At 70.9% G+C, this 17333-nt stretch carries 17 protein-coding genes; 15 read left to right on the top strand and 2 right to left on the bottom strand.

All coding sequences use genetic code 11. The features are described 5' to 3' along the window. The first annotated feature begins 134 nt into the window (after positions 1 to 134). The 3 genes from BM085_RS00865 (at position 135) to BM085_RS00855 (ending at position 5214) form a co-directional block, all read left to right on the top strand. Positions 135 to 914 (top strand): ABC transporter ATP-binding protein, encoded by a 780-nt coding sequence (locus BM085_RS00865; protein ID WP_093885135.1) that lies wholly within the window; start codon positions 135 to 137, stop codon positions 912 to 914. Next, the gene (locus BM085_RS00860; RefSeq protein ID WP_093885134.1) at positions 890 to 2509 is read left to right on the top strand and encodes a hypothetical protein; all 1620 of its coding nucleotides are present in this window, start codon (positions 890 to 892) and stop codon (positions 2507 to 2509) included. Before BM085_RS00865 ends, BM085_RS00860 begins: the two co-directional genes overlap by 25 nt. 65 nt (positions 2510 to 2574) lie before the next feature. Then, positions 2575 to 5214, top strand: coding sequence for a phosphoenolpyruvate carboxylase (locus tag BM085_RS00855; RefSeq protein WP_093885133.1), 2640 nt, complete (start codon positions 2575 to 2577; stop codon positions 5212 to 5214). 112 nt (positions 5215 to 5326) lie between these two features. Here the strand turns inward: BM085_RS00855 and fdhD are convergent, their stop codons facing one another. Continuing rightward, positions 5327 to 6175, bottom strand: a complete 849-nt coding sequence (gene fdhD, locus BM085_RS00850) for a formate dehydrogenase accessory sulfurtransferase FdhD (RefSeq protein WP_093885132.1) — start codon at positions 6173 to 6175, stop codon at positions 5327 to 5329. A 234-nt stretch (positions 6176 to 6409) separates the two neighbouring features. Here fdhD and BM085_RS00845 point away from each other — a divergent pair, with 234 nt between their 5' ends. The 9 genes from BM085_RS00845 to BM085_RS00805 all read left to right on the top strand — a co-directional run bounded on the left by BM085_RS00845 (position 6410) and on the right by BM085_RS00805 (position 13680). Then, entirely contained in the window at positions 6410 to 7234 is an 825-nt protein-coding gene (locus tag BM085_RS00845; protein ID WP_093885131.1) for a biotin--[acetyl-CoA-carboxylase] ligase, read from the top strand. 33 nt (positions 7235 to 7267) lie between these two features. Next, complete coding sequence (locus tag BM085_RS00840) at positions 7268 to 7768, top strand: PH domain-containing protein (RefSeq protein ID WP_093885130.1); 501 nt, start codon at positions 7268 to 7270, stop codon at positions 7766 to 7768. A 61-nt stretch (positions 7769 to 7829) separates the two neighbouring features. Continuing rightward, positions 7830 to 8822 carry an adenylate/guanylate cyclase domain-containing protein gene (locus BM085_RS00835; protein ID WP_093885129.1) on the top strand — a complete coding sequence of 331 codons (993 nt, stop codon included), beginning with the start codon at positions 7830 to 7832 and terminating at the stop codon, positions 8820 to 8822. Between the two features lie 132 nt (positions 8823 to 8954). Then, positions 8955 to 10040 carry an S-(hydroxymethyl)mycothiol dehydrogenase gene (locus BM085_RS00830; RefSeq protein WP_012888070.1) on the top strand — a complete coding sequence of 362 codons (1086 nt, stop codon included), beginning with the start codon at positions 8955 to 8957 and terminating at the stop codon, positions 10038 to 10040. Then, positions 10037 to 10654, top strand: coding sequence for an MBL fold metallo-hydrolase (locus BM085_RS00825; RefSeq protein ID WP_093885128.1), 618 nt, complete (start codon positions 10037 to 10039; stop codon positions 10652 to 10654). The genes BM085_RS00830 and BM085_RS00825 overlap by 4 nt, the downstream gene beginning before the upstream one ends. Positions 10655 to 10773: 119 nt before the next feature. Further along, complete coding sequence (locus BM085_RS00820) at positions 10774 to 10983, top strand: (2Fe-2S)-binding protein (protein ID WP_342742840.1); 210 nt, start codon at positions 10774 to 10776, stop codon at positions 10981 to 10983. A 15-nt stretch (positions 10984 to 10998) separates the two neighbouring features. Beyond that, positions 10999 to 11481, top strand: coding sequence for a bacterioferritin (bfr, locus tag BM085_RS00815; RefSeq protein WP_093885127.1), 483 nt, complete (start codon positions 10999 to 11001; stop codon positions 11479 to 11481). A gap of 249 nt (positions 11482 to 11730) precedes the next feature. Further along, positions 11731 to 12399 carry a response regulator transcription factor gene (locus BM085_RS00810; RefSeq protein ID WP_012888073.1) on the top strand — a complete coding sequence of 223 codons (669 nt, stop codon included), beginning with the start codon at positions 11731 to 11733 and terminating at the stop codon, positions 12397 to 12399. Between the two features lie 3 nt (positions 12400 to 12402). Beyond that, positions 12403 to 13680, top strand: a complete 1278-nt coding sequence (locus BM085_RS00805) for an ATP-binding protein (RefSeq protein ID WP_031170927.1) — start codon at positions 12403 to 12405, stop codon at positions 13678 to 13680. Here BM085_RS00805 and BM085_RS00800 read toward each other — a convergent pair. Next, entirely contained in the window at positions 13664 to 14143 is a 480-nt protein-coding gene (locus BM085_RS00800) for a GtrA family protein (protein ID WP_031170929.1), read from the bottom strand. The two genes, BM085_RS00805 and BM085_RS00800, sit on opposite strands and share 17 nt — an antisense overlap. 454 nt (positions 14144 to 14597) lie before the next feature. Between BM085_RS00800 and BM085_RS00795 the strand changes: the two genes are divergently transcribed. The 3 genes from BM085_RS00795 to BM085_RS44115 form a co-directional block, all read left to right on the top strand. Beyond that, complete coding sequence (locus tag BM085_RS00795) at positions 14598 to 15740, top strand: 5-(carboxyamino)imidazole ribonucleotide synthase (protein ID WP_093885125.1); 1143 nt, start codon at positions 14598 to 14600, stop codon at positions 15738 to 15740. Positions 15741 to 15807: 67 nt separating this feature from the next. Then, positions 15808 to 16311, top strand: coding sequence for a 5-(carboxyamino)imidazole ribonucleotide mutase (gene purE, locus BM085_RS00790; protein ID WP_093885124.1), 504 nt, complete (start codon positions 15808 to 15810; stop codon positions 16309 to 16311). A gap of 794 nt (positions 16312 to 17105) precedes the next feature. Next, positions 17106 to 17333, top strand: a 228-nt coding sequence (locus BM085_RS44115) for a hypothetical protein (RefSeq protein ID WP_177244906.1), incomplete at its 3' end; no start/stop codon positions are given.

Below are 17333 nucleotides of genomic sequence, written 5' to 3'. Positions count from 1 at the left end.
GGGCCCGTTCCGGCTCCTGCCCATCCTCAGCAGGGTAACCGTCTTCTGACATCACGAACTATCGGGGGCGGTCGTTCGTTACCCGCGAGGAGCGCCTGACCCTCAAAACCAGAAATCCTGCCAAAGTAGGGGACATGACGGACATCGCTGACGCGGTACGCACACACCAGCTCTTCAAGAGATTCGGGCATCAGGTGGCCGTGGGCGGTGTCGACCTCGTCGTGCCGCGTGGCAGTTTCGCCGGGCTGGTGGGCCCGAACGGCGCCGGCAAGACCACCACGCTCAGCATGGTCACCGGCCTGCTCCGACCGGACGGCGGCGCCGTCCACATCGACGGCCTCGACGTCTGGCGCGACCCGCTCCCGGTCAAGGGCCGCATCGGCGTGCTCCCCGAGGGGCTGCGCCTGTTCGAGCGGCTGTCCGGGCGGGAGCTGCTGTCCTACAACGGCCAGCTCCGGGGCATCCCCAGGGCCGAGGTGGAGCAGCGGGCCGAGGGGCTGCTCAAGGTCATGGACCTGGCGGAGTCGGCGGACAAGCTCGTCGTCGACTACTCCACCGGCATGCGCAAGAAAATCGGCCTGGCCGCCGCGCTGCTGCACAACCCCAAGGTGCTCTTCCTGGACGAGCCGTTCGAGGGCGTGGACCCGGTCAGCGCCAACACGCTGGTCGAGGTGCTCCAGCGCTACACGGCATCCGGCTCGACCGTCGTCTTCTCCAGCCACGTCATGGAGCTCGTCGAGCGCCTGTGCGACTGGGTCTCGGTGATGAACCGCGGCCAGATCGTCGCCCAGGGGCCGCTGGACCGGGTCCGCGCGGGGCGCAGCCTCAACGAGGCCTTCCTCGGCCTGGTCGGCGTCCGGGGTGACGGGAACGGAGAGGAGGGGCTGTCATGGCTGGGCGCGACCTCGGCATGAGCGCGGCGGGCGGGGACGGCGCGGTCCGGGTGGGGCCCTCGGTCTTCGTCCGGCTCAAGCTCCGCCTGATCGCCGGGAACCTGCGCGGCAGCACCCAGCGCCTGCTCGGGTTCGTCTTCACCGTGATCGCCGCGGTCGTCGTGGCGAGCCTCGGGTTCCTCGCGATGACCATGCTCCGGCTCGCGCCCGCCGACATCGCGACGGACGTCGTGATCGTGCTGTTCACCACTTTCCTGGTGAGCTGGGCGATCGTCCCGCTGCTGGCGTTCGGCCTGGACGACACGCTCGACCCGTCCCGGCTGTCGCTTTTCCCGCTGCGGACCGGCCAGCTCGCCGCCGGCATGTTCGCCGCCTCGGTCACCGGCGTCTGGCCGATCGCCACTCTGATCATCACGGCCGGGGCCGTCGCGGGCCTGGCCACCGGAATCGGCGGGGTCCTCCTGGGCGTCGTCGCGGTGCTGGTGCAGTTCGCGCTCTGCATCGTCACCTCGCGGCTGGTCACCACCTCCCTGTCCGGCGTCCTGCGCACCCGCAGGGGCCGGGACGTGCTCGCCGTCTCGGTGATCTTCTTCATCCTGGCGGCACAGCTCCCCAACCTGCTGCTCAACGGCGGCCTGGCGGGCGACCTGGCCGGGACGCTGCGCGGCGTCGCCTCGGTGCTGCGCTGGACCCCGCCGGGCATGGCCGCGCACGCCATCGCCGACGGCGGCGCCGTGGCGGTCGCCGAGCTGGCCTTCCTCGCCGTCCTGACCGTCGTGCTGGGATGGCTCTGGATCGTGGCGCTCCGCCGGGCGCTGGTCTCCACGGACGCCTCCACCGAGGGAGCCTCCGTCCGCAACTCCAAGGGCCTGCTGGCGCGCGTCCTGCCCGACGGGCCGCTCGCCGCGGTCGCCACCAAGGAGCTCAAGTACGCCCGCCGCGATCCCAGGGGCCGGGTCGGCTGGTTCGCGGCCGTCGCGGTCACCGGCGTGATGGCCTTCTCCCTGAGCCGTGACGGGACGGGGGCCGGAGGCGTCGCCCTGGCGATCGCCCCGGCGTGCATCGGCGGGGTGATGATCGGCCTGCAGTCGTCCAACTCCTTCGGCATCGACGGCCGCTCGCTGTGGATGAACTCCGTGGTCTACGGCACGGGCCGGGACTGGCGGACCGACCTCGCCGGACGGCACCTGGCCGTCATGACGATCGCGGCCCCGCTGCTGGCCGCGCTGTCCGTGGTCGCCGCCCTCCTCGCCGGGAACCTGGTCTGGGCCGTCCCGGCCGCGCTCACCGCCTGGGGCATCCTCGGCGTCGGCCTCGGCGTGGGCGCCCTGACGAGCGTGCTGCTGCCGTACACCGTGCCCGAGCGGCTCAACGCCTTCACCGGCGCCGCTCCCGGGCAGGGCGGAGTCGCCTTCGCGGCCTCCTTCGGCGCGATGATCGGCAGCAGCGTGCTGGCGCTGCCGGTCGCGCTGCCGGTCCTCCTCGGCCTCACCTGGGTCAGCGTGCTGGCTGTGCCGTACGGCCTGCTGATCTCCTGGGGCGGCCGCCGGATCGCCGGTGACCTCGGGTTCAGGAGGTATCCCGAGATCCTGGCCGGGACCTCCCAGCCGGGCTGAGTGGTCTAGTCCAATAGGTGAGACCAGTCTCCGCCGGAGAAAACGGACTGACTACGCTGGCAAGCATGTCCGCCATCGCGCACCACCAGGCAGAACGTTCTTCCGCCGTCACCGAGATGCCCGACGAGCTGCGCGCGGACGTGCGGCTGCTCGGCGAGCTCCTGGGGCAGGTCATCGCCGAGTACGGAGGCGACGATCTGCTCGCCGATGTCGAACGTCTTCGCAAGGCCGTCATCGCGGCCCGTCGCGGGAAGGTCTCGGTCGACGAGATCACCGCGATGGTCGCCGAGTGGCCCGTCGAGCGGGCGGTGCAGATCGCCCGGGCGTTCACCTGCTACTTCCACCTGGCCAACCTGGCCGAGGAACACTTCCGCATCCGCACACTCCGGGTCCGCGACACCGGTGAGGAGCCGCTGCCCGAGTCCCTGGCGCAGGCCGTGCAGGAGCTCGGCGGCGAGCGCGTCGCCGAGCTGGTGGAGGGGCTGCGGCTGCACCCGGTGCTGACCGCGCACCCGACCGAGGCCCGCAGGCGCGCGGTGGTCACCGCCATCCAGCGGATCAGCGGCCAGCTCGCCGCCTACAACAGCCCCGAGCGGGGCGCCGCCGAGCGGGCCGAGACCCGGCGGCGGCTGCTGGAGGAGATCGACCTGCTCTGGCGGACCTCCCAGCTCAGGTCCACCAAGATCGACCCGCTGGACGAGGTCCGCACCGCCATGGCGGCCTTCGACGAGACCCTGTTCCGGGTGGTGCCGCTGGTCTACCGCTCGCTGGACGCCGCGCTCGGCGCGGGCACCGGCACCCGCGAGCCGCTGGCCCGCCCCTTCATCCGCTACGGCAGCTGGATCGGCGGTGACCGGGACGGCAACCCCAACGTCACCGCCAAGGTGACCAGGGACGCCGTGCTCATCCAGGCCGAGCACGTGCTGATCGCCCTGGAGAACGCCACCCACAGGATCGCCCGCACCCTCACCCTGACCGCCGGTTACACCCCCGCCTCGCCGCAGCTGCGGGCCGCGCTCGCCGCCGCCGAGAACGACCACCCCGAGCTGGTCTCGGAGATGGCCACCCGCTCCCCGCAGGAGCCGCACCGGCAGTGGCTGCTGTTCGTCGCCGCCCGGATCGTGGCCACCCGGCAGCGCGGCCTCGACCTGGCCTACCGCTCGCCCGAAGAACTCCTGGGCGACCTGCGGACCGCCCAGGAGTCGCTGGTCGCGGCCGGGGCGAAGCGGCAGGCGTACGGCGAGCTGCAGCACCTGATCTGGCAGGTGGAGACGTTCGGCTTCCACCTGGCCGAGCTTGAGGTGCGCCAGCACTCGCAGGTCCACGCCGCCGCGCTGGCCGAGCTCGCCGCCGGGCGGCCCTCCGAGCGCACCGACGAGGTCCTGGCCACCATCCGGACGATCGGCTGGATCCAGGAGCGGTACGGCGTGACCGCCTGCTCCCGCTACGTCGTCTCCTTCACCCGCTCGGCCGACGACATCGCCGCGGTCTACGCGCTGGCCGGGCACGCGCTCGGCGACAAGGCCCCGCAGCTCGACGTGGTCCCGCTGTTCGAGTCGGGCGCCGACCTGGCCAACGCTCCCGGAGTGCTGTCGGGGATGCTGGAGATCCCGGGCATCCAGGAGCGTCTCGCCGCCAACGGCCGCCGCCTGGAGGTCATGCTCGGCTACTCCGACTCCGCCAAGGAGCTCGGCCCGGCCGCCGCGACCCTGAAGCTGTACGAGGCCCAGGAGGCCCTGGCCGCGTGGGCCGCCGAGCACGACGTGCGGCTGACGCTGTTCCACGGCCGGGGCGGCGCCCTGGGCCGGGGCGGCGGACCGGCCAACCGGGCCGTGCTCGCCCAGGCGCCCGGCTCGGTCGGCGGCAGGTTCAAGGTCACCGAGCAGGGCGAGGTCATCTTCGCCCGCTACGGCCACGCCGCCATCGCCCGCCGCCACATGGAGCAGGTCACCTCGGCGGTGCTGCTCGCCTCCACCCCGTCGATCGAGGCCCGTACGGCCGAGGCCGCCGGACGCTTCCGGGGCATGGCCGAGCAGGTCGCCTCCGCCTCGGAGAAGGCCTACCGGTCGCTGACCGAGGCGCCCGGCTTCCCCGAGTGGTTCTCCCTGGTCAGCCCGTTGGAGGAGATCGGCTCGCTCCGCCTCGGCTCCCGCCCCGCCAGGCGCGGCCTCGGCGCGCCCCGGTCGCTGGACGACCTGCGGGCCATCCCGTGGGTGTTCGCCTGGGCCCAGACCCGGGTCAACCTGCCCGGCTGGTACGGCCTGGGCAGCGGCCTGGAGGCGGTGATCTCCGAGTCCGGCCTGGACGAGCTGCGCGCCGCCTACCGCGAGTGGCCGCTGTTCGCCTCGTTGCTGGACAACGTGGAGATGTCGCTGGCCAAGACCGACCGCGACATCGCGGCCCGCTATCTCGCGCTGGGCGGCCGGGACGACTTCGTCGAGCAGGTCCTGCGCCAGTACGACCTCACCCGCCGCCTGGTCCTGGAGATCACCGGCCACAGCCGCCTGCTGGAGAACCGCCGGGTGCTCTCGCGCGCGGTCCAGCTCCGCGACCCCTACGTGGACGCGCTCTCCCATCTCCAGCTCCGCGCGCTGTCGACGCTCCGCGCCGACGACGGACTGTCGGAGGAGGAGCGCGAGCGCCTGTCCACGCTGCTGCTGCTGTCGGTCAACGGCGTCGCCGCCGGCCTGCAGAACACCGGCTGACCTCCCCCCCCCCAGAGGGGATTCTCATCCGGTCGGGGCCGGGCCCACCACGCTGAAAGGGCCCGCCCCCTCCCCACCACCGCGTCGGAACGCCGGTATTTCGGTGAGGATCTCAGGGAACGACCCGTTCCGGGGACGAGTAGAGGTTGAAGCGCTCGTCGCGGAGGAAGCCGACCAGCGTCATCCCGAACTCCCTGGCCAGGTCGACGGCCAGGGAGGAGGGTGCGGAGACCGCGCAGACGACCGGCACGCCCGCCGCGAGGGCCTTCTGCATGATCTCGTAGCTGCTGCGCCCGCTGACCATCAGGATGTGCCCGCCCAGCGGCAGCCTCCCGTTCATCAGGGCCCAGCCGACCAGTTTGTCCACCGCGTTGTGCCGCCCCACGTCCTCGCGGATCGCCAGGAGCTCCCCCGCGACGGTGAACAGCCCGGCCGCGTGCAGCCCGCCGGTCTTGCCGAACACGCCCTGGCCCTCCCGCAGCCGGTGCGGCAGGCCGTACAGGATCTCGGGGGAGACCCGCAGGTCCTCCTGGCCGGGCAGCGGGGAGCAGCGGCCGCGCAGCGCGTCGAGGCTGGCGGTGCCGCAGACGCCGCAGGCGCTCGACGTCACGAAGTGCCGGTCGAGGGCGGGCAGGTCGGGCAGCCGCCCGCCGCGCAGCCGTACCGTCACCGTGTTGTAGCGGGCCTCGGGCGCCACGTCCGTATCGGTGCAGTAGGCGATGGAGGAGAGGTCCCCCGGGGCGATGACGCCCTCGCCGTACAGGAACCCGGCCGCCAGCTCGAAGTCCGCGCCCGGGGTCCGCATGGTGATCGCGACCGTACGGCGGGACTCGCCCGCCTGGATCCGGATCTCCAGCGGCTCCTCGGTGGCCAGGTCGTCGCGGTGCTCCCTGACGACCCCGGCCGACACCTGCCGGACCCGGGCCCGCGTGGTCGGCCCCGGTCTCGTGACGCTATCCACGGGTGGTCCGCCGGGGCTCCGGGCGGAGGTCCGGTCCGCGCTCTCCGGTCACGGAGGCGTCCCGGCGGGCCTGGTCGTGCGGGGTGAGGCGTCTGCGCATATCGCCATCCTCTCGCGCTCCCACCTGTGCGGATAGTCGCGTGTCCGGCCCTCCTTCCTCGGGTGGTCGCGGTATTCCCTGGTCATTGACGTAATTGGGTAACAGGCGGTCGGTAAGGGAGGGAAGATGGCTAAGTGCTCGACTCGCCCTTCACCGATCTCGACCGCCCGCCGCTCTCCCAGGCGGCGCTCACCCGTGCCCTGGTCCGCCCCGGCGGCCTGTGGTCCGACATCACCGTCGTCGACAGGACCGGCTCGACGAACGCCGACCTCGCCCAGGCCGTCCGTGACGGCGTGCGGCAGGGGGCCGTGCTCATCGCCGAGGCGCAGTTCGCCGGCCGTGGCAGGCTCGGCCGCGTCTGGAACGCGCCGCCGCGCTCCGGCCTGACGTTCTCGGTGCTCCTGCGGCCCGAGCCGCCGCCCGCCAGGCAGGGCTGGCTGCCGCTGCTCGTGGGCCTGGCCGTCGCGTCGGCCGTGCGCAAGGTCGCCGAGGTGGACGCCCGCCTGAAGTGGCCCAACGACCTGCTGATCGGGGAGCGCAAGCTCGCCGGGGTGCTCGCCGAGCGGGTGGACAGCGCGGTGATCGTGGGGGTCGGGCTCAACGTGAGCGTCCGCGCCGACGAGCTGCCCGTGGAGACCGCCACCTCGCTGGCCCTGGCGGAGGCCGCCTGCGTCGATCGCGACCCGCTCATCCGGGCGGTGCTGCGGGAGATCGAGATCCACTACCGCGAATGGTCGCAGGCGGACGGCGACGCCGACGCGTGCGGGCTGCGGGCCGCCTACCTCGGGATCAGCGCGACGGTCGGCCGCGAGGTCAGGGTGGAGCTGCCGGGAGAGCGGGTGCTCACCGGCCCGGCCACCGGCGTCGACGAGTCCGGGCACCTGCTCGTCAGGTCCAAGGGCGGGGAGCACACGCTGAGCGCCGGCGACGTCGTGCACGTCCGGCCGCACACATCATGACGCGGGGCGGCTAGGCGTGCCACGATTTGCCCCATGGGTCTCCCGGATCACCACCTGACGGAGGGCGAGCAGCGCATCCGCGCGTTCCGCCCCCACTGGAAGCGTCTCGTCATCCCGCTGCTCGCGCTGGTCCTCATCATCGCCGGGTCCAGTGCGGCGATCTTCTTCATGCCCGCCTTCGAATACGACTCCTACGCGCGCATCGCGGTGGCCGTGATCGCGGTGGGGCTGCTGACCGTGTGGTCGTTCGTCCCGTACGTGCAGTGGAAGAACACCTCGTACGTGCTCACCTCGCACCGGTTGACGATCAGCACGGGCGTGCTGAACAAGTCCAACGACGACATCCCGATGAGCAAGGTCAACACGGTCAGCGCCGACCAGACGCTGATGGAGCGGATACTCGGCTGCGGCACGCTCAACGTCGAGTCGGCGGGGGAGCAGGGGCACATCACGCTGCGCGACATCCCCCGGATCCAGGACGTGCGGGCCGAGCTGTTCCGCGCGCTCGACGACGCGTCCGACGGCGATCCGTGAGGGACCGGCGGCCACGTGGCCTACCGTCACGTGGCGTAATCTCCTGGATTGGGGAAGGAAGATGGGCGGAGGGGAAGTGACGGGACGTCCGACGGCCGAGGAGATCGAACGTCTCTTCGTCGGCGCCTCGCCCCGCCACACCCGGGTCCGGGTGGCCGAGCTCGCCGGGGTGCCGCAGGATCTCACCGAGCGGATCTGGCGGGCCCTCGGGTTCGCCACGCTGGCCGACGACGCGGTGGCCTTCACCGACGCCGACGTGGCCGCGCTCGAACGGGTCCGGGCGATGATGGAGGGCGGCCTGCTGAACGACCAGACGGTCGTCCGGATGGCCAGGGCGCTGGGCCAGACGACCGCCAGGCTCGCGCAGTGGCAGGCCGAGATCATGATCGGCGCCATGCTGGAGCCGGACCAGCAGCCCACCGACGCCGCGCTGGCCGCGATCCTGGACACCGCCCACCGGCTGCTCCCGGACTTCGAGCAGGTGCTGGTCCACGTCTGGCGCGCCCAGCTCGCCGCCGCCGGGACCAGGCTGCTGGCCATCACCGACCTCACCGAGGAGATCGTGCCCACCCGGCTGACCCTCGCGGTGGGCTTCGCCGACCTCGTCTCCTTCACCCAGGTCTCCCGCGAGCTGGACGAGCGCGCCCTGGCCGAGCTGGTCGAGGGGTTCGAGTCCCGGGCCTCCGACGTGGTCGCCGCGCACGGCGGCCGGATGGTCAAGACCCTCGGCGACGAGGTGCTGTTCACCGTGGCCGATCCGCGCACGGCCGCCCTGATCGCGCTGGAGCTCGTCGACGCGATCCGGCGCGACGGGCCAGAGGTGCGGATCGGGCTGGCCTACGGGCCGGTCCTGCCGGTGATGGGCGACGTCTTCGGCACCACCGTCAACCTGGCGGCCCGGCTGACGGCCATCGCCCGTCCCGGCACGATCATCGTCGACGGCGAGCTCGCCGAGGCCGTCGGGGAGACGCCCGGCGTCGAGGCGCACCGCATCCGGCGCCGGCCCGCCCGGGGTCTCGGGGTGGTCCAGCCGTACGTCCTCCGCAGAGCCTGAGCCCGTCCTCCGGAGGAGCCTGAGCCGTCAGCGCTCCGCGGAGCCTGATAGGCATGGACGTGGAGGCGCGTTCAAGCGAACGCCGCTTCACCGGTAACCGAGTTCGAAGATCTCAAAGATGAGGTGCAGGACATGCCGTACACCGTGCAAGGCGTGGTCGCGCGTGGCAAGGGTGAGCCCGTCTCGCTGGAGACGGTCCACGTACCGGACCCCGGTCCCGGCGAGGCGGTGGTGACCGTCCAGGCCTGTGGCGTCTGCCATACCGACCTGCACTACCGCGAGGGAGGGATCAACGACGAGTTCCCGTTCCTGCTCGGCCACGAGGCCGCCGGCGTGGTCGAGGCCGTCGGCGAGGGGGTCACCGACGTGGCCCCCGGCGACTACGTGATCCTGAACTGGCGGGCGGTCTGCGGCGACTGCCGCGCCTGCCGGCGCGGACGTCCGTGGTACTGCTTCAACACCCACAACGCGACCCAGAAGATGACCCTGGCGGATGGCACGCCGCTCAGCCCGGCCCTGGGCATCGGCGCCTTCATCGAGAAGACCCTGGTCGCGGCCGGGCAGTGCACCAAGGTCGACCCGGCGGCGCCGGCGACGGTGGCGGGCCTGCTGGGCTGCGGCGTGATGGCGGGCATCGGCGCGGCCATCAACACCGGTGGCGTGACCCGCGGCGACAGCGTGGCCGTCATCGGCTGCGGCGGCGTCGGCGGCGCGGCCGTCCACGGCTCCTGGCTGGCGGGCGCCACGAAGATCATCGCGGTGGACGTGGACGACCGCAAGCTCGCCTGGGCCAAGGACTTCGGCGCCACCCACACGGTCAACTCCCGCACCACCGACCCGGTGGAGGCGATCCGGGAGATCACCGGCGGCAACGGCGCGGACGTGGTGATCGAGGCGGTCGGCCGTCCGGAGACCTACAAGCAGGCCTTCTACGCCCGCGACCTGGCCGGGACCGTGGTCCTGGTGGGCGTGCCCACCCCGGAGATGACGCTGGAGCTTCCGCTGCTGGACGTCTTCGGCCGGGGCGGGGCGCTGAAGTCGTCCTGGTACGGCGACTGCCTGCCCACCCGTGACTTCCCGATGCTCATCGACCTCTACCTCGGGGGGCGGCTGAACCTGGAGGGCTTCGTCTCCGAGACGATCGGCCTCGGCGACGTCGAGGAGGCCTTCGCCAAGATGCACCGCGGCGAGGTTCTCCGTTCGGTGGTGGTCCTGTGATCGGCAAGGTCGTCACCTCGGGGACGTTCTCGCTGGACGGCGGGACGTGGGAGGTCGACAACAACGTCTGGCTGGTCGGCTCCGACAGCGAGGTCGTCGTCATCGACGCCGCGCACGACGCCGACGCCATCGTCGCCGGGATCGGCGGCCGTGAGGTCAGGGCGATCGTCTGCACCCACGGGCACAACGACCACATCAACGCCGCGGCCGACCTCGCCGCGCGGGTGGGCGCGCCGATCCTGCTGCACCCGGCCGACCAGGTCCTGTGGGAGATGGTCTACGGCGACATGCCGTACACGCCGCTGCGGGACGGCCAGGTGATCTCGGCGGGCGGGGTCGAGCTGACCGCGCTGCACACGCCCGGCCACGCGCCGGGCGCGGTCTGCCTGCACGCGCCGGAGATCGGGGCGGTCTTCACCGGCGACACGCTGTTCAAGGGCGGCCCCGGCGCGACGGGCAGGTCCTTCTCCTCCTTCGAGACGATCATCGACTCGATCCGCGGGCGCCTGCTGACCCTGCCGGGGGAGACGGCCGTGCACACCGGTCACGGCGACTCCACCACGATCGGCGCGGAGGCGCCACACCTGGAGGAGTGGCTGCTCAGAGGGCACTGACAGCCGCTATGACGTCGCCCGGTCCTCAATGAGGTGGCGGGGGAGCCGGCCTTGTGTGTCCCACCACACATAGGCAAGCCTTACCGAATGAGCTAGATTAGGTGTGCCTTACCTACGCGATGCTCCATGAGAGAGGCTCCTCCCCCGCCATGTATGTATGTGTCTGCCGCGCGGTTACCGAGAACGAGGTGCATGACTGCATCGCGGGCGGTGCGAAGAGCGCGCGCCAGGTCCGCGACATCACCGGCGCCGGGGGCGATTGCGCTTCTTGCGTGCGCAAGATCTGTGCAATCCTGAAGCGGTCTGAAGATTTGTTGCCGACCGCGTAGCACGAGGAGCCCGTCATGCAGGGCGACAAGAAAATCATCGAACTGCTCAACGAACAGCTCACGGCCGAGCTGACAGCGATCAACCAGTATTTCCTGCACTCCAAGATGCAGGAGAACTGGGGTTACACCAGGCTTGCGAAGTACACCCGCGAAGAGTCCTTCGACGAGATGCGCCACGCGGAGAAGCTGACCGACCGCATCCTTTTCCTCGAGGGCCTGCCCAATTATCAGAAGCTGGGCATCCTGCACATCGGCCAGACCGTCCAGGAGCAGCTCCGCGCCGACCTGGATGTCGAGCTTGAGGTCGTCACGCGGCTGCGGCCCGCCATCATCCTGATGCGGGAGAAGGGCGACACCACCTCGGCCCGCATCTTCGAGGAGATCCTCGAAGACGAGGAGCACCACATCGACTACCTGGAGACCGAGCTGGGGCTCATCGAGAGCCTCGGCGAGCAGCTCTACCTGGCTCGCTACGCCGAGCCGCCGTCGGCTTCCTGAGCCGATCGCCCGAACACGCCCGCCGCATCCCTTACGGACGGGCGTGTTCTGCTTTGTCGGTGAGGTCATTGGTGAGCCTGTCCTTTCCAGGCTCTTACGAGGCGGGAGTCGTACCCCGCGGCCCTGAACCGTTGCGGGACGACTATCCGGGATTTATCAGTGTTTGCCCAGGTCAATGGATAGGTCAATGACGAGTCAAACCGCGCGCTGCAGCCGGGAAACGATCGCCTAAGGTCCTACGATCGCAACATGACCTGTGTACTTCTCGCCGAGGATGACACCTCGATCTCCGAACCGCTGGCGCGTGCACTGCGCCGCGAGGGCTACCAAGTCGAGGTGAGCCCCGACGGCCCGCAGGCCCTGGAGCGGGCTCTGTCGGGTGGCATCGACTTGATAGTTCTTGACCTGGGCCTACCCGAGATGGACGGTCTCGAGGTAGCCCGGCGTATCCGCGCGGAAGGGCACGGCACGCCCGTGCTCATCCTCACAGCCCGTGTCGACGAGGTGGACACCGTGGTGGGCCTCGACGCCGGGGCCGACGACTACGTCACCAAACCGTTCCGCCTGGCGGAGCTCCTGGCTCGGGTCCGCGCCCTCCTGCGGCGCGGCACGTCCGAGACGCCCGTGGTGCAGGGCGTGCGCATCGACGCCGACTCCCGTCGCGCGTGGATGGGCGACAAGGAGCTGCACCTGACGACCAAGGAGTTCGACCTGCTGCGCGTCCTCGTCCGCGACGCCGGCAAGGTGGTCACCCGCGAGCAGATCATGCGCGAGGTGTGGGACACCAACTGGTGGGGCTCCACCAAGACTCTGGACATGCACATCTCGTGGCTGCGCCGCAAGCTGGGTGACGACGCCGCCAAGCCCCGTTACATCACGACGGTCCGAGGGGTCGGCTTCCGGTTCGAGCGCGAGTAGGGGATGCGTCGTCGACTGCTCTCCTCCACTCTGCTCGTCGCGGTCATCGGGGTGCTCCTGCTCGGCATCCCTCTGGGTGTGGCGGTCAACCGGCTGATCGAGGAAGAGGCGACCCAGGAACTCTCCTCCCAGGCCAAGAGTCTGCTGGGGGAAGTGGAGTATGCCCGGATCCAGGATCAGCCCATCGATCCCGAACAGCTCAAGCGCAAATATCCCGACCGCTACATCCAGATCTATGCGAAGGGGACGCCGCCGCAGGTGACGACGGTGGGCGCCGAGCCCCCCGAGAATCACAAGATGACCCAGGACGCCCAGTCGGAGAACGGGGTGTACGTCGCGGTCAGCCGAGACAAGACGGAGGTGGAGCGCGAGGTCCGGGCGTGGCTCCTGCTCATCCTGGCGCTCGCCGCGGCGGCGCTCGCGGTCGCGGTCGGGCTCGCCATCGTGCAGTCGCGCCGTCTGACGCTCCCGCTCAGCGACCTGGCGATGATCGCTGAGCGGCTCGGCTCCGGGGACGCCAGACCGAGCAAGCACCGTTACGGCATCCAGGAGCTCGACCGGGTGGCCGAGGTGCTGGACCGCAGCGCGACCCGGATCTCCGACCTGCTGGCCAGGGAGCGGGAGTTCGCGACCGACGCCTCGCACCAGCTCCGCACGCCGCTCACCGGGCTGACCATGCGGTTGGAGGAGATCGTGGCGGCCGCGCACGAGCCCGGCATCGTCAAGGAGGAGGGCGAGGCCGCCATCGTGCAGGCCGAGCGGCTCACCGCCGTGATCGACGAGCTGCTGGCCGCCGCCAGACGGCAGCGGCACGCCCAGACCGAGGTGGTCGAGCTCGACGACCTGCTGGACCAGCAGTTCATCGAATGGGGTCCGGCGTTCCGCCGGGTCGGCCGGCAGCTCAAGCTGTCCGGCACGCGCGGCCTCCAGGCGGTGGGCACCGGCGGCGGCATCAGCCAGGTGGTCTCCACCCTCCTGGAGAACTCGCTGGAGCACGGCGACGGCACGGTGACGGTGACCACCAGCGACAAGGACAGGTCCGTCCTCGTCGAGGTCGCGGACGAGGGGGACGGCATCCCCGAGGACCTCGCCCCCCGGGTCTTCGAACGCAACGTGAGCGGCGCGGGAGGCACCGGGCTGGGGCTGACCCTCGCGCGGGCGCTGGCCGCCGCCGACGGCGGACGCCTGGAGCTGGTACGGCCGCGCCCCGCGGCCTTCGCGCTGTTCCTGCGGCAGGTCGGCGACCCCGGCAGGAAACGGGTGGTCAGCGGGCCCGCGTGACCTCGTCGGGGAGCTCCTTCGGCACCTCTTCGGTGGCGGCCAGGAAGACCCACTTCTTGTAGGACCAGAAGCGGAACAGCGTGCCCAGGCCGATGCCGATCAGGTTGGCCACGTTGATGCTCAGCGGGTCGGTCAGCTCCAGGGTGTAGCGGGTGAAGCCGATGCAGAGCAGCCCGATCAGCAGGGCGACCCCGTTGAGCAGGAAGAACAGGAAATACTCCCGCGCGAGCCCGCTCTGCTCCCGGTGCCGGTAGGTCCAGAAGCGGTTGCCGAAGTAGGCGAAGGTGGTCGCGACCCCCGTGGCGATGACCTTGGAGGTCAGAGTGCCCCAGTGCAGGCCGTACTGGAGGAAGTTGAGGCCGCCCACGTCGATGACGAAGGCGATCGCCCCGATGGTCCCGAACTTCGCCAGCTCGCGGATCAGACCGGAGAGCCGTTCGTAGGCGCCTCGCAGAAACTGCACGTCTCCTGCACGGTCCTTTCCAGGTTGGCTGGATCCGCCACTCGGGAGGACCTCGGACATTCTTCTGCCAGGTTACCGGGGTGGCCCCGGGTTCCGCCCGACGGTTGACCAGGTGTTGTGCATAACAGCCGGCTAATAATATTTCAACAAATGTCATGCCTTGCCGGATAAATCCGGGCATCTGACGTTACCCTGATCCGGTAGATCGCAGGGAGGCTTCGGGGAGTCCGTCCCCTGCGATCGGTCAGACGGATCGCCGCACGCGACGGCCACGACCACGGGACCACTCCTTGCCCCGCCGACTCCTCGCCCTGCTCCTCGGCCTGTCCGTGACGGCCGGCTGCGGCGCGCGGGCCGCCGGACAGGACGCCCCCCGTGAGCCCGCGCCCTCACCACCGGCTGACCTCCCACAGGCCGGGGCCCGGTAAACTCGACCGCCGTGAGCAGCCCTTCTTTGGCAAGTCCCATCGGACCCGTCGTCGGCGTGATCGGAGCGGGCCAGCTGGCCCGGATGATGCAGCAGGCGGCCATCGCCCTCGGCGTCGAGTTGCGGGTGCTAGCCAACGCGCCGGACGAGAGCGCCGCCCGGGTGATCGTCGACGTCCGCCTGGGCGACTACCGCGACCTGGCGGACCTGCGTGACTTCGCCAAGGGGTGTGACGCGCTCACCTTCGACCACGAGCACGTGCCCACCGAGCACATCCGCGCGCTGGCCGGGGACGGCTCCGCCGTACACCCCGGCGCCGACGCCCTCGTGCACGCCCAGGACAAGGCCGTGATGCGCGAGCGGCTGACCGCGATCGGCGTCCCGTGCCCGCCCTGGCGGCGGATCGCCACGGCCGCCGACGTCGAGGAGTTCGCCGCGGAGAACGGCTGGCCGGTCGTGCTCAAGGCCGTGCGCGGCGGCTACGACGGGCGCGGCGTCTGGATCTGCCGATCCGCCGAGGACGCGGCGGAGGTCCTGGCGAGCGGGGTGCCGCTGATGGCCGAGGCGTTCGTGCCCTTCGAGCGCGAGCTGGCCGTCCTGGTCGCCCGCTCGCCGCACGGGCAGGGCGTCAGCTACCCGGTCGTGGAGACCGTCCAGCGCGACGGCATCTGCGTCGAGGTGCTCGCCCCCGCCCCGCGACTCGACCCCGAGCAGGCCGCGGTGGCCCAGCGGATCGCCCTGACGATCGCCCATGAGCTGGGGGTGAGCGGGCTGCTGGCGGTGGAGATGTTCGCCACCGCCTCCGGTCTGGTGGTGAACGAGCTGGCCATGCGCCCGCACAACAGCGGTCACTGGACCATCGACGGCGCGCGCACCTCCCAGTTCGAGCAGCACCTGCGCGCCGTGCTCGACCTCCCGCTCGGCTCGCCCTCGCTGACCGCTCCGGTCGTGGTGATGGCCAACCTCCTGGGCGGCGACGACCCCGGCATCTTCTCCCGCTACGAGCACGTGATGGCGCACGACCCGGGGATCAAGATCCACTTCTACGGCAAGGAAGTACGGCCCGGCCGCAAGATCGGCCACGTCACCGCCCTCGGCACCGACCTGGACGAGGTCCGGGCCCGGGCCCGGCACGCCGCCGTCTACCTCACCGAGGGCGTCTACACGTGAGCCGCCCGACCGGCGGGCACGGCAGCACTGCGAACACGGTCCACGGGCCGCGATACGAGGAGAACACATGACCACCGTCGGCATCGTCATGGGCAGCGACTCCGACTGGCCGGTGATGAGGCTCGCCGCCGAGGCGCTGGCCGAGTTCGGCGTCGCGTTCGAGGCGGACGTGGTCTCGGCGCACCGCATGCCCGAGGAGATGATCGCCTACGGCGCGCAGGCGGCCGGGCGGGGCCTCAAGGTGATCATCGCGGGGGCCGGGGGAGCCGCCCACCTGCCCGGCATGCTCGCCTCGGTGACCCCCCTGCCGGTGATCGGCGTCCCGGTCCCGCTGAAGTATCTCGACGGCATGGACTCCCTGCTCTCGATCGTCCAGATGCCCGCCGGAGTCCCGGTCGCGACCGTCGCCGTCGGCGGCGCCCGCAACGCGGGCCTGCTGGCCGTGCGCATCCTCGCCGCCGCCGACGAGAGCCTGCGGGCCAAGATGGAGGAGTTCCAGGTGGCCCTCAAGGAGCAGGCCCACGCCAAGGGCGCCAAGCTCCGCGCCGAGGCCGGCCGGCTCGGCGGCTGAGCCGTACGACCTCCGAGCGGCGGGACCTCCAGGGCCCGCCGGGCGGCGGTGGAGACGCCCGGCGAGCCGGCGGCAGGCTGACCGGCCAGTTCGCTTGACAACCCCGGACAACGATCGTCGCGACTTCATGTGCCGGTTTGCCGATCGGCCTTTTGCGGGAAGTAAAGAGGTCGGTCCGGGTTTCTCAGGAACAGTGGGGCGTGCCGGTGGTGCCAGAAGCCCGGGCCGTTCTTCGCCGCCCGGGTCCGTGGCTTGAGGAGAAAAGAACGTGTGAGGTTTTCACCGGGCATCCGACAGCCGCCTGCCCGGATGGCCGCGACGCGCCCCTTGGATTTCATGTCGTTTCGATGTTCCTCAAGCCTCGCCTCCGGCGCGGTTACCCCGTTCTGCTCGCTCTGCCGTCTTCGGCTCCCCGGCCGGCCGGTCGGACGGTCTCCTTGCTCTGGTGACCAGGCCGCCGGGCTCATCGTGGCGAACGCCGTGACCGGCACGGGCCTTGCCGGGCGGCCTTCAAAGATCGCCGGTGCGGTAGCGCGACGACTCGGACGCGACCCCACTGAACGCCGGTCCGTGCGCGATTTTTATTCGACGTAAACGAAACATCCGCCGCCGGGATTTAGTTGTTCTTTGCGATTTTCGTACGCGCACCGGAGAGATGAAGGAATACGACAAAGCTTCGGGGCGGTAATCATGTGGTGGATACCTCTTCGCGAATGCGGCCTGCCGGGCATGGGTAAGGCGCATTTGTCTGACGAAACCGGTGTGTGCACCGCCGCATCCGAAAGGGAAACTCTATGACGACGACTGCTGAGCGCGCTGCTCCCGCCGAGGCACCCGAGCGCGAGGGCGAAGGCGGGGGCAGGGCGCTCGAAGCACTCCTGCTGGCCGCGCTCGCGGCCCGCCAGGAGGAGGGCGAAGAAGACATCGTCGAGCATCCGCTGCTGCTGGCGGCTCTGGCCCGTCGCGGCGAGGGGGGCGAGGAGGGCAGTGGGATCGAGCATCCGCTGCTGCTCGCCATGCTG

Origin of the sequence: Streptosporangium canum (genome assembly GCF_900113865.1) — a bacterium.
Classification (GTDB): Bacteria; Actinomycetota; Actinomycetes; order Streptosporangiales; family Streptosporangiaceae; genus Streptosporangium; species Streptosporangium canum.
This window is presented reverse-complemented; position numbering and strand designations above follow the sequence as displayed.